This window comes from Caulobacter sp. GW821-FHT10F06, from assembly GCF_058809215.1.
On record NZ_JBXASK010000003.1, the window covers coordinates 581,019 to 593,184 of the forward strand.

12 protein-coding genes are annotated in these 12,166 nt (G+C 67.5%); 4 read left to right on the top strand and 8 right to left on the bottom strand.

All coding sequences use genetic code 11. From position 1 onward, the window contains the following. The 3 genes from AC1RUS_RS09055 to AC1RUS_RS09065 all read right to left on the bottom strand — a co-directional run bounded on the left by AC1RUS_RS09055 (window position 1) and on the right by AC1RUS_RS09065 (window position 1,497). Window positions 1-516, bottom strand: coding sequence for a MarR family winged helix-turn-helix transcriptional regulator (locus tag AC1RUS_RS09055; RefSeq protein WP_492915150.1), 516 nt, complete (start codon window positions 514-516; stop codon window positions 1-3). Window positions 517-694: 178 nt separating this feature from the next. Beyond that, complete coding sequence (locus tag AC1RUS_RS09060) at window positions 695-910, bottom strand: hypothetical protein (protein WP_492915152.1); 216 nt, start codon at window positions 908-910, stop codon at window positions 695-697. 74 nt (window positions 911-984) lie between these two features. Next, a complete protein-coding gene (locus AC1RUS_RS09065; protein WP_492915154.1) occupies window positions 985-1,497 on the bottom strand; it encodes a GcrA family cell cycle regulator in 513 nt (170 codons plus the stop codon). Between the two features lie 287 nt (window positions 1,498-1,784). Between AC1RUS_RS09065 and AC1RUS_RS09070 the strand changes: the two genes are divergently transcribed. The 4 genes from AC1RUS_RS09070 to AC1RUS_RS09085 are packed head-to-tail and all read left to right on the top strand — an operon-like array spanning window position 1,785 to window position 3,750. Continuing rightward, window positions 1,785-2,294: a c-type cytochrome gene (locus AC1RUS_RS09070; protein ID WP_492915156.1), complete on the top strand. Its 510-nt coding sequence runs from the start codon at window positions 1,785-1,787 to the stop codon at window positions 2,292-2,294. A 1-nt stretch (window position 2,295) separates the two neighbouring features. Continuing rightward, complete coding sequence (locus AC1RUS_RS09075; protein ID WP_492915158.1) at window positions 2,296-2,667, top strand: nuclear transport factor 2 family protein; 372 nt, start codon at window positions 2,296-2,298, stop codon at window positions 2,665-2,667. After that, entirely contained in the window at window positions 2,664-3,395 is a 732-nt protein-coding gene (locus AC1RUS_RS09080; protein WP_492915160.1) for a nuclear transport factor 2 family protein, read from the top strand. Before AC1RUS_RS09075 ends, AC1RUS_RS09080 begins: the two co-directional genes overlap by 4 nt. A 1-nt stretch (window position 3,396) precedes the next feature. Beyond that, window positions 3,397-3,750, top strand: a complete 354-nt coding sequence (locus AC1RUS_RS09085) for a nuclear transport factor 2 family protein (RefSeq protein ID WP_492915162.1) — start codon at window positions 3,397-3,399, stop codon at window positions 3,748-3,750. Here the strand turns inward: AC1RUS_RS09085 and AC1RUS_RS09090 are convergent. From AC1RUS_RS09090 to AC1RUS_RS09110, 5 genes are all read right to left on the bottom strand, one after another. Further along, entirely contained in the window at window positions 3,747-6,101 is a 2,355-nt protein-coding gene (locus tag AC1RUS_RS09090; RefSeq protein ID WP_492915164.1) for a thiamine pyrophosphate-binding protein, read from the bottom strand. The genes AC1RUS_RS09085 and AC1RUS_RS09090 overlap by 4 nt on opposite strands. A 15-nt stretch (window positions 6,102-6,116) precedes the next feature. After that, window positions 6,117-9,263 (bottom strand): efflux RND transporter permease subunit, encoded by a 3,147-nt coding sequence (locus AC1RUS_RS09095; RefSeq protein WP_492915166.1) that lies wholly within the window; start codon window positions 9,261-9,263, stop codon window positions 6,117-6,119. After that, window positions 9,263-10,435, bottom strand: coding sequence for an efflux RND transporter periplasmic adaptor subunit (locus AC1RUS_RS09100; RefSeq protein ID WP_492915168.1), 1,173 nt, complete (start codon window positions 10,433-10,435; stop codon window positions 9,263-9,265). Before AC1RUS_RS09100 ends, AC1RUS_RS09095 begins: the two co-directional genes overlap by 1 nt. Window positions 10,436-10,556: 121 nt before the next feature. After that, window positions 10,557-11,246: a hypothetical protein gene (locus AC1RUS_RS09105; RefSeq protein WP_492915170.1), complete on the bottom strand. Its 690-nt coding sequence runs from the start codon at window positions 11,244-11,246 to the stop codon at window positions 10,557-10,559. 98 nt (window positions 11,247-11,344) lie between these two features. After that, window positions 11,345-12,121, bottom strand: a complete 777-nt coding sequence (locus AC1RUS_RS09110) for a class II aldolase/adducin family protein (protein ID WP_492915172.1) — start codon at window positions 12,119-12,121, stop codon at window positions 11,345-11,347. Window positions 12,122-12,166 lie beyond the last annotated feature (45 nt).

Here is a 12,166-nt window from a genome sequence, read left to right on the forward strand (position 1 = left end):
CTAGGCCGTCAGCGCCTCGGCCTGGGTGCTGAACGACAGGACGTCCCCGATCCACTCGGGCTCCTCGATCAGGCCCGTCAGCATCTTCTTCAGATAGCGGGTCATGTTGGCCTGCTCCTCGGCGGTCAGCTCCGAGCAGACCTCCTGGTTCAGCGGGCGGATGTCCTCGCGAATGCGGGCCAGCAGATCGAAGCCCGCAGGCGTCAGGCGCACCACGACGATGCGGCGGTCGATCGACGAGGTTTCGCGCACGACGAGGCCGTCGCGGATCAGGCCGTCGACCGAACGGGTCAGGGTGGTGCGGTCGCTGGCCGACAGCTTGGCCAGCCGCGTCATCGAGCATTCGCCGAACCGGCGAAGCGACACCATCGCCACCCACTTGGCGAAGCTCAGGCCGTGGCGCGCGATGCAATCGGCCGCCAAGGCGCGGCGATGCTGCTCGGTCTGGTAGAGCAGATAGCTGAGATAGCTCGGCAACGGCAAAGCTTGATCCCCCCCCATATCCTGTACCCGCATCTCGCCCCCGGATCGCGCGTGGGCGCCTTCATGTCATGAGGTGTTAACGCGCGCAATCGGTACCCGGCGTTCGCGACGTCTAATTGAGCTTGCTTGCATGCGACACGCTCCGAGCGCAGCAAAAAGCCCCGCGAGATGGCTCTCACGGGGCTTTTGTAACCTTCGAAATGAAGGGCGGTCAGGCGTCGCTGGCGGCGCGGTTGCGGGCCCGGCCGCGCGACAACCAATCGTCGGGATAGGTCTCGCGTACGGTGATGGATTTGAACTGGCTGACGGGGATGCGGGCGTGGTCGCCGGGGTTGAGATCGCGCGACACCGAATGGCCGGCGAACTCTTCGATGATTGTGATCACCTGGCTGCTGCCGGCGGTGTTCTCGATGAGGACCATGTTCATGGGATCTACTCGAACGGACGATTAAGGACGACGTGGCGAAAAAGTGTAAACGCGCATATTAGGCGAGGCGTTGCTCAGACCAAGCGCTGCTGGATGCGTTTTTCAGGGACTTTTTGCAGGGTCCAGGCCTCGATGTCGGCCGCGGACTGGAAGCGGCGGAAGGCGCCCTGCGAGTGCTGGTCGCAATAGGATCCGCGCTTGGGCTTCTCACGGCCGCAGAAGCCGAAATCGTCCTGATCGGGATTGCCGATCGGCCAGCGGCAGGAGTGGGTCTCCAAACCCAGGATGCCGGAGGTCGGCAGCAGGTCGTCGGTCGGACGGCTCGGACGCGGAGCCAGGGCGCGGGGCGCGGCCGGCGCGGTCGTTTCGCGGGCGGTGCGGGCGCGGACCTGCATGCGGCTGGGGGCGCGGACCGAGGCGGTGCGTTGGCGGACGGGCGTCTCGCGAACCGTGATGCCCAGACGGTGAACCTTGCCGATCACGGCGCTGCGGCTGACGCCGCCCAGCTGCCGAGCCACCTGGCTGGCGCTAAGTCCTTCCAGCCACAGCTTCTTCAGAACCGCCGTGCGCTCTTCATTCCAGTCCATGACTTTTTCCCTACCCAGTCGCGGAGCAGCCCCTCCGCCTCTTTTGGGTATGATCATGGTTAACGGGCGTCAAATATTTATGTGCAGAACCACGGTTCGCGATTCCACGATTCTCTTTTGCAATCCAGTGGATACCGACAATTGTCGCAGGGACGCCGCTGGAACCGTGGCGGAAGCTTGACCGGATAACGGCGTTATACGAGAATTTTACACTCAGAAACGTCCTGGAAATAATATGCGGCGCGGGGTCGCATAACTTCGCCATGGTGTCGCAGTTGGGGTTCGTAATGCGTGGTTTCAAACTTGCCGTCATCGCGACGGCCTGCGTCGTTCTGGGCGCCTGTTCCAAGGACGGAGGCTCCGGCGACGCATCCGCACCGGCTTCCGAGCCCGCCTCGGCGCCGGCCGCGCCCGCGCCAACCGACGCCGAGAAGGCCGCCTTGGTGGCCGCCCTGCCCGCGCCCTACAACACCGGCGACATCGCCAACGGCCAGAGCCGCTTCGCGCTCTGCCGCTCGTGCCACACCATCACCGAGGGCGGGCCGGACCTGACCGGTCCCAACCTGCACGGCGTCTTCGGGAGGCAGGTCGGCACGAAACCAGGCTACGCCTATTCCGCGCCCGTGAAGGCCGCCGGCTTCATCTGGGACGGCGAACACCTGGACAAGTGGCTGGCCGATCCTCGCGGCTTCATGCCCGGCACCAAGATGACCTTCGCCGGCCTGAAGGATCCCAAGGACCGGATCGATTTGATCGCCTATCTGAAGGTCGAGACGGGCTACAAGCCGGCGCCCTGACATGAGCGACGCAGAGACCCTGCTGACCGATCTGTTCGAAGCGTACAATCGCCGCGACTTCACAGCTTTCGCAGCCCGACTGCGCGACGATGTCGACTGGCCCAACCAGACCTTCGGCGGTCGGCTGATCGGCCATGCGGCGCTGCGCGACTATTGGGAGACCAACGACCAGTCCATCCGGGTGGAGGTGACGCCCATCGCCTTCACCCCCGAACCCGACGGCCGGGTGCGGGTGGACGTCAATCAGGTGGTGCGCGGCCTGAGCGGCAGCCTGTGGTCCGACATCCAGGTGCGTCAGTATTACACGCTTCGCGAAGGCCTGATCTCGCGCATGGATGTGGAAACAGAAGACAAGCCAAGCGCCGCGCCATGACCGCCGACGAAGACCGTATTCTGAAGCTCTATCGCGCCTTCAATGGCCGGGACTTCGACGGCTTCTTCGAATTGCTCGCTCCGGACGTGGACTGGCCCAACGACACGGATGACACGCGGCTGATCGGGCACGACGCCCTGCGCGCCTACATCCTCTACGACACCGGAGCTCTGCGGGCCGAGTACGCGCCGATCCAGACCAAGACCCTGGACGACGGCCGGGTCTCGGTGCTCTCGCAGCAGGTGGTCTACAGCACCGCCGACCACAGCGTCTGGTCCAACACCCGCATTCGCCATACCTACGAGGTCCGGGACGGCTTGGTGGTGCGGATGGACACCGATCGCAATCCGGCGCCGGACGGCGGGGACGACCTGGAGCCTCTGCTGACAACGCTGCACGACGCGATCGCGCGCAAGGACGTCGAGGCGGCGCTGTCGGTCTTCCATTCCGACGCGCGCGTGCCCGACAACCTCGAGGGCGTCACCGTGCAAGGCCACGCGGCGATCCGCGACTATTATCTGCGCCAGTTCGCGACGATCCAGGTGGCGTCGTCGCTGATATCGACCAAGCGCCTGCCGGACGACCGCATCGAGGCGGCCATCCACGTGCTGGTGCGCGGATCCGGCGGCGGCTTCTGGTGGGAGGGTCCGGTGACGGCCACCTTCCGTCTTCGCGACGGCCTTATCGCGGACATGGAAATCGCGCCGGACGAAGACCGGAGGGGCTGACATGGACGCCGAACGGGCCCTGCTGACCAAGGTCTACGACGCCTTCAATCGTCGCGACATCGAGGCCATGGGGGCGTTCTTTCACCCTGACGCGGAATGGCCGGACCTCATGGAAGGCGGCAAGATCGAGGGCCGCGCGGCGATCGTCGACTATTTCAACCGTCAGCTCGAGGTGATGAGCGCCGACGCGCGGCTGATCGATATCCGCGACGCGCCGCCCGATCAGCTGATCGCCGAAATCCAGTACGCGGTGCGCGGCCGAAAGGGCCGCCTGTGGTCCGACACCCGCGTGACGCTGGCCTATCGCTTCCGCGACGGCCTCATCTGGCGGCTGACGGTGGTGAAAGGCCTCTAGGCCAGCAGGTCGGCGCAGGCGTCCAGCACGGCGTCGGCGTCCAGCCGGTACTTGCCGAACAGATCAGGCAGATCGCCCGACTGGCCGAACACCTCCAGGCCCAGCGCCCTCACCCGCTGCCCGCGCACCGACCCCAGCCACGACAACGCCAGAGGCGCGCCGTCAGTCAGGGTGACCAGGCCCGCGTCGCGATCCAGCGGCGCCAGCAGGGTCTCGATCGTCGAGACACGCGCGCCCTCCCCGGTCCAGCGCGAGCGGCCGGAAGCCGTCCAGTCGCGGTGCAGGACGTCGGCGGAGGTCACCGCCAGCAGGCCGGCCTCCGGCATGTCTTCCGACAGCGCCTCGAACGCGGCCAGGGCCTCGGGCGCCAGGGCCCCGCTGTAGACCACGGCCAGCCGCGCGCCTGGCGCGGGCGGCCTCAGCCAGTAGGCCCCCTCGACCACGCCGCGCCGCCAGGCCTCGTCGGCGCGCTCAGGCTGGTCGATCACCCGCGTCGACAGCCGCAGATAGGTCGAGGCGCCGTCGGTGGCCTGGATGCGCTGGAAGGCGTGCGCCATCAGCACCGCCGTCTCGTCGGCGAAGGCCGGCTCGTAGGTGTCCAGGCCCGGCTGGGCCATGCCGATCACCGGCGCGTTGATCGACTGGTGCGCGCCGCCTTCTGGGGCGAGTGTCAGGCCTGAGGGGGTTGCGACCAGCAGGAACCGGGCGTCCTGGTAGCAGGCGTAGTTAAGGGCATCGAGGCCGCGGGCGATGAACGGGTCGTAGAGCGTGCCGACCGGGAACAGGCGCTCGCCGAACAGCGGCGCGGTCAGGCCCAGGGCGGCCAGGACGATGAACAGGTTGTTCTCGGCGATGCCCAGCTCGACATGCTGGCCGGTCTCGACCTTGGACCAGACCTGGGCGGAGGGAATGCGGCGGCGCTTGAAGACGTCCTCGTGCGCGCGGCGGTGAAACACCCCGCGCCGGTTCACGAAGCCGCCGAGGTTTGTGGAGACCGTCACGTCCGGCGAGGTCGTCACGACCCGCCCGGCGAACTCGTCGGTGCGGCGGGCGATCTCGAACATCACTTTGCCGAAGGCGGCCTGGGTCGACTGTTCGCCGCCGCCGGCGACGGCTTCCAGCAGCTCATCGGCCGCCGGGGTCGCGACGATGGGCGCGACGGGCCGGCGGTCGACGTCGGCGGCGAAGGGCGCGCGGGCGATCAGGCCCTTCAACGCCGTGCGCTCGGCGGCCGACAGGCCCGACAGCGGGTCCCACTCTTCGCCTTCGACGACACCCAAACGATCGCGCAGCTCGGCGATCTGGGTCGGGGTCATCAGGCCGGCGTGATTGTCCTTGTGACCTTGGAACGGCAGGCGCAGGCCCTTGACGGTGTAGGCGATGAAGAAGCGCGGCGCATCGTCGTGGCCGGCGGTCTCGAAGGCCTCCAGCAGGGTCTCCAGGCAGTGGCCGCCCAGCTCGGTCATCAGCTCGGCCAGGTCGACATCCTTGTAGGAGGCGATCAGCTTCAGCGCGGCGGCGTCCTCGGCAAGGTCGGCCGACAGCCGCTCACGCCAGGCCGCGCCGCCCTGGTAGCTCAGGGCCGCATAGAGGTCGTTGGGGGCGGTCTCGATCCAGGCCTTCAGCGCCGCGCCGCCGGGGCGGGCGAAGGCCTCGCGCTGGCGCTTGGACCACTTGAGGGTCTCGACCTTCCAGCCGGCGGCCTCGAAGATCTCGCCATAGCGGGTGAACATGCGGTCCTGGGTGGTCGCGTCCAGGCTCTGGCGGTTGTAGTCGACGATCCACCAGGTGTTGCGGACGTCGTGCTTGCAGGCCTCGATCAGGGCTTCGTAGATGTTGCCCTCGTCCAGCTCGGCGTCGCCCAGCAGCGAGATCATCCGGCCCATGTCCTGCGGCTTCACCGCGCCGCGCGCCGCCAGATAGTCCTGGGCCAGGGAGGCGAAGGCGGTCATGGCCACGCCCAGCCCCACCGAGCCGGTCGAGAAGTCGACGTCGTCGACGTCCTTGGTGCGCGAGGGGTAGGACTGGGCCCCGCCCAGCGAGCGGAACTTCTGAAGGTTCTCCAGGCTCTGACGGCCGAACAGGTGCTGGATGGCGTGGAAGACGGGGCTGGCGTGCGGCTTGACCGCCACCCGGTCCTTGGGCCGCAGCGCCTTCATGTACAGCGCCGTCATCAGGGTGGTCATCGAGGCGCAGGAGGCCTGGTGGCCGCCGACCTTCAATCCGTCCCGGCTTTCACGCAGGTGGTTGGCGTTGTGGATGGTCCACGACGCCAACCAGAGAATGCGTTCCTCGATACGGCGCAGCAGCGCGATTTCCTGCCGCTTCGCCGTCAGTGAGCCGTCAGACATGCTTCCTCACCCAGATTATCCGGGTGAGGTTTGCCCCTCCCCGCTTGCTTCACGGGCTTCATAGTCTTCGATCTGGCGCGCCGTCCACTCCGGAGACTTCGTAAACCTCGCCAGGAGGTTATAGAAAACCGGAACGACGAACAGGGTCAGCAGGGTCGCGAAGATCGCGCCGGTGAAGATCACCGCCCCGATCGTCTTGCGGCTGCCCGCCCCAGCCCCCGCCCACAGCATCAGCGGCAGGGCGCCCATGGCGGCCGAGATCGAGGTCATGATGATCGGACGCAGGCGCAGGGCCGCCGCCTCGATCACCGCTTCCCGGACCTTCAGGCCCTCGTCGCGCAGCTGGTTGGCGAACTCGACGATCAGGATGCCGTTCTTGGTGGCGATGCCGACCAGGATGATCAGGCCGATCTGGCTGTAGGTGTTGATGGTCGAGCCGGTGATCAGCAGACCGAACAGGCCGCCCAGCGCCGCCAGGGGCACGGTCAGCATGATGACGGCCGGGTGGATCCAGCTTTCGAACTGCGCGGCCAGCACCAGGAACACTAGCAGGAGAGCCAAGCCGAAGGCGATGGTGATGCCGCCGGAGCCTTCCAGATAGTCCTTGGCCTGCCCGCCCCACTTGATGGAGACGCCCGGAGCCTGATGATCGGCGGCCTGCTTCTGCCAGAAGCTGACGGCGTCCTGGACCGTGAAGCCCGGCGACAGCTGGGCCGTCAGGGTGACGGAGCGCAGGCGGTCGACGCGCGGCCGGTCGGGGGTGTCGCCTCGCAGCTCGGTGGTGACCACGGTCGACAGCGGCACCAGGGTCCCGGAGATCGTCCGCACCTGAAGGCGGTTCAGGTCCTCGATGCTGCGACGCTGCTCCAGATCGGTCTGCAGGATGACGTCATACTCCTGGCCGTTCTTGATGTAGGTCGTGGCCTTGCGCGAGCCGAACATCGTTTCCAGCGCCCGACCGATCGACTGGGCCGAGACGCCCAGGGTCGCGGCCTTGTCCCGGTCGATCTGCACCGACAGGCGCGGGGCCGTCGGCTCGTAGTCGATGCGCGGACGCGAGAAGCCCGGGTTGTCCTGCGAGGCGGCGAGGATCGGCTTCAGCCAGTCGGCGAGCTGGGCGTAGTCGTTGCCCATGGCGATCAGGTCGACGTTGGTGCCGCCCCCCCCGCCACCGCCGCCGCCGCGCTGGAAGGCGCCGCGGACGGCCGCCACGGCGCGGACGCCGGTGATCTTCGACAGGTCCTTGTTGAGCTCGGCGGCCACGCCGTCGGCGGTCTTCTCGCGCTCGCCCCAGGGCTTGAGCACCACGACGCCGTTGCCGGAGTTGGCCTGGGTCTGGCCGAAGCGCGGCACGGTCAGGATCGTGCGTTCGGCGACCCCTTCCTCGCGATACTTGGCCATGGCCTTCTCGATCTGCAGGCCGATCTTGGAGGTGTAGTCATAGCCCGCGCCTTCGGGGGCCGAGATGTTGATGTCCACGCGGCCCCGGTCCTCGGCCGGCACCAGTTCCTTGGGCAGGGTCGCAAACAGCAGGCCGGCGAAGGCCGCCAGCAGCAGCACTAGGCCGCCGGTGGCGAAACTGGCGGTGCGCAGGCTCAGCAGTCCCTCCAGAGAATGGCGATACGAGTTGGTCAGGGCGTTCATCACCCCGTCCACCCGGCGCGCCAGCCAGCCCTCGTTGTGGGCGGGCTTGAGCAGCTTGGAGGCCATCATCGGCGACAGGCTGAGCGCCAGCAGGGCCGAGAAGCCGACCGCCGCCGCGATGGTCACGGCCAGTTCGACGAACAGCCGGCCGATATAGCCGGGCAGGAACATCAGAGGCGCGAACACCGAGATGAGCACGATGGTGGTGGCCACGACCGCGAAGAACACCTGACGCGTGCCGCGAATGGCCGCGACATTGGCCGGCTCGCCGTCGTCGACGCGTCGCTGGATGTTCTCGACCACGACGATGGCGTCGTCGACCACCAGGCCGACGGCCAGCACCAGGGCCAGCAGGGTCAGCAGGTTCAGCGAGAAGCCCAGCGGGGCCAGGACGATGAAGGTCGACAGGATGCAGATCGGCGCCACCAGCGACGGGATCAGCGCCGAACGCCAACTGCCCAGGAACAGCAGGTTGACCAGCGCCACCAGGGCGATCGACATGCCCATGGTGATCCAGACCTCATGGATCGCCTCGGCCGTGAAGACCGAGTTGTCGACGGCCACGACCATCTTGGTGCCCGGCGGCAGGGTCTTGTTGATGACCTCCACCTCCTTGCGGACCGCCTTGGAGATGGCGACGTCGTTGGCCTGCGACTGACGGGTCAGGCCGATGCCGACCTGGTCCTGGCCGTTGCCGCGGAACATCTTGCGACGGTCGTCGGCGCCTTCCTCGATCCGGGCCACGTCGCCCAGCCGGACCACGAAGCCGCTCGAGTCGGCGGCGCGGATCGGCAGCTTGGCGAAGTCTTCCGGCTTGGCGTAGCTGCGGCTGACCCGGATGGTGAAGTCCTTGGCGACGCTTTCCAGCGAGCCGGCCGGCAGCTCCAGGTTCTGGGCGTTCAGCGCGGACTCGACGTCGTCGACCGTCACGCCGCGGGCGGCCAGCGCGTTGGCGTCCAGCCAGATGCGCATGGCGTAGATCTTGGCGCCGAACAGGTTGGCCTGGGCGACGCCGTCGATCGTCGACATCCGCTCGACCAGATAACGGTCGGCGTAGTCGGCCAGCTCCAGCGGATTGAGCGTGGTCGAGGTCAGGTTGAGAATGATGATCGGCGAGGCGTCGGCGTTGGCCTTGGCGATCTGAGGCGGATCGGCCTGGTCGGGCAGATTGCTCGTCACGCGGCTGACGGCGTCGCGCACGTCGTTGGCGGCCGCGTCGAGGTCGCGGTCGAGATTGAAGGTGATGGTGATCTGCGAACGGCCGTCACGCGACGAACTGTTGACGCGATCAATGCCCTGGATGCCGGCCACCTGGCGCTCGATCACCTGGGTGATGCGCTCTTCGATGACTTCGGCCGAGGCGCCGCGATAGGTGGTCGACACCGACACCACGGGGGGATCGACGCTCGGGAGTTCGCGGATCGGCAGGGTGGCGAAGGCCGCCAGGCCGATGACGCACAGGATGATGGCGGCGACGGCGGCGAATACCGGGCGGCGAACTGAAAGATCGGAAAGCATCAGCCGGCCTTGCGGTCAGCGCCGCCGGCGCCGGGCTTGCCGCCCTTGCCGGGACCCTTGCCCTCGCCCTTGCCGCCGCCGCCCACCGGAGCGCCGTCCTGCACGCGGTTGAGGCCGTCGGCGACGATCTTGTCGCCGGGCTTCACGCCCGAACGGATCTCGACGAAGCCGCCGTCGCTGATGCCGGTCTCGACATCGACGCGCTTGGCCACCTGGCCCTTGGGGCCCTTGGCGATCAGGAACACCGAGGCCTGCGTGCCTTCGAACTGGATCGCGGCTTCGGGCACCGCCGGCGAAACGTGCTCGCCCTGGTCGATGCCGACCTTGACCAGCATGCCCGGCTTAAGGCGGCCGCCGGGATTGGGGAACTCGGCGCGGGCCTTGACCGCGCGGGTCGCGGCGTCGATGCGCGTATCGATCTGGGCGATGTGCCCACGGAAGGTCTCGCCCGGCAGGGAGTCGGGCTTGGCCACGATCGGCAGGCCCTCGCGCAGGGTGGCGAGGTAGCGGTCGGGCACCGAGAAGTCGACGCGGATCACCGAGACGTCGTCGAGGCTGACGATGGCGGTGCCGGGGCTGATCAGCATGCCCGGCGCGACGTCCGAGATTCCGACGCGGCCGGCGAACGGCGCACGGATCACACGGTCCAGCTTCTGGGCCTGGGCCGAGGCGACCACCGCGCGCGCGGTTTCGACGCCGGCCAGATATTGCTCGGCCGTCGCGCGGGCGGCGATGCCCTTGTCCGCGAGGGTCTTCCACCGCGCATATTCGCGCTCGGCCTGGGCCAGCTTGGCCTTGGCTTCGGTGATGTCGGCGTTCTCGCTGTCGGCCTTCAGCTCGACCAGCACCTGGCCGCGCGACACCGCCTGGCCGTCGTTGAAATGGACGGCCGTGATCATCTCGGCGGTGTTGGAGGTGATGGTCACCGACTGCCGGCCCTTGGCCACGCCCAGCACCTCGACACGGTCGGTGAACGAGCGATCGGCCACCGCGACCTGCGAAACGGCCGTGGCGCGACCGCCCCGTCCGCCGGCTCCGCCACCGGGCGCGCCGCCCGGACCGCCAGCCGCGCCGCCGGCCTTTTCACCGAACGCGAGCTTCCAGCCCCCGACGACAAGCATGAGCAAGACGGCGACCAGCGCCCCGACGAGAAAGAAATGCCTGCGGATCAACGAAGCGACTCCAGTCGCCGAGCGGAGTCGGCGGAGGGAACTAAAGTGCGGGACATATGCAGTGAGGCTAAACCCGCGTCCAGTGACAGCAGGATGACGGAGCATTTCAAGCCTGCAACAGTCAGAATCCGCGCCAGATCCCGATCACCGCGCCACGATCCCTGGCGACCTCGCGCCCGCTCAAGGTTTGCCGCCATCCGGCCTGCGCGCTCCAGGCTCCGAATGATCTGACGACGGACAGTTCGGCCTTGATCCAGCCGGAATGGGCCGGTCGCGAAACGGTCTCTCCTGCATAGATTTGTGTCATCAGCAGCCAGGATCGGGTCGGTTTCAGACCCAGCGTCGCGTCGAAGCGGTGCTCGTCGGCGAGGTCCGGACGTCGCAGACGCGCGACCTGAAGGTCGACGAACAGCTCGGTGTTCCGGAAGCGCGCAGAGCGCCCCAAAAGAAGTCTCGCCTCGGTGTCGACGCCACCCTGCCCCGGCGCCGCATAGCTGGCGTTGCGGCCCTCGCCCGCGTCGGCTGCGCCGACATAGATCGCCGCCACCGTGCGGTCGCTCTTGAAGACCGCATAGCGAACGCCGAGCTCGACGGGACCCCTGCCCTGATAGCGGACGAAACGATCGTGGCCGCGGATCAGCGAGGCCTTGCCTTGCAGGGTCAGGCGCCGGGTCAGCCCGTGCTCCAGGAAGACCGACGCCGCCTCTTCCTCCCGCCCGTCGATGCGGACGAGCTCGCCGTCGGGATCGAAGCCCTGGCTAGCGGCCTGCCGCTCGTATTTGGCGATCGCCTGGGTGTCTCCGGCTTCCATCGGCCAAGCCCCGGCCCGCGCCGCGCCGGCCGTCAGGCAAAAGAAAGCCGCCGCGATCGCCAGGGTCGCGACGGCGGTTTCTCGACGCGGACGGGACGTCAGTCGTCGTAGCCGGGCGACTCCCGATCCAGAAGACGCAGGCAGCCCGGCCAGGCCAGTCCCGCGATCATGCCCATGCCGCCGCCCACCTGGCTGCGCACCTCGGCCTGCGCGTGCTCGGGCGCCATCATCACATTTTCGCGGCCGGCCGAAAGCGCCATCACCTGCTGGGCGCAGGCCCGCTCCAGGAAGAACATGCTCATCCAACATTCCGCCGCCGTCGCCCCCGCCGACAAGGTTCCGTGGTTGCGCAGCATCATCAGCTTCTTGTCTCCGAGATCGGCGACCAGCCGTTCCCGCTCGTCAAGATTGAGCGCGATGCCTTCATAGTCGTGATAGGCGAGTTGAGGCAAGACGATTAGAGCCTGCTGGGCCAAGGGCAGCAGGCCTTCACTGTGGGTCGAGACCGCGACGCCCTGATCGGTGTGCAGGTGCATGACGTAATGGGCGTCTTCGCGCGCGGCGTGGACGGCCGAGTGGATCGTGAAGCCCGCCGGATTGATGAAATAGGGCGTCTTGTCGATGACGTTTCCGTCCAGATCCACCTTCACCAGGCAGGAGGCGGTCATCTCGCCGAAGAACATGCCGTAGGGGTTGATCAGGAAGTGGTGCTCGGGACCGGGAATGCGGGCCGAGATGTGCGTGAAGATCATGTCGTCCCACCCGTGCAGGGCGACGAGGCGGTAGAGCGCGGCCAGTTCGACCCGGGCCTTCCACTCGGCTTCGCTGACCTTGCCCTTCAGGGACGTGGCGATGGACGTTGCGCCGTCGGCCATGGGAGCTCCTCCTAATAGGTTATCATTGTTGAGTTGAGCGTCGCG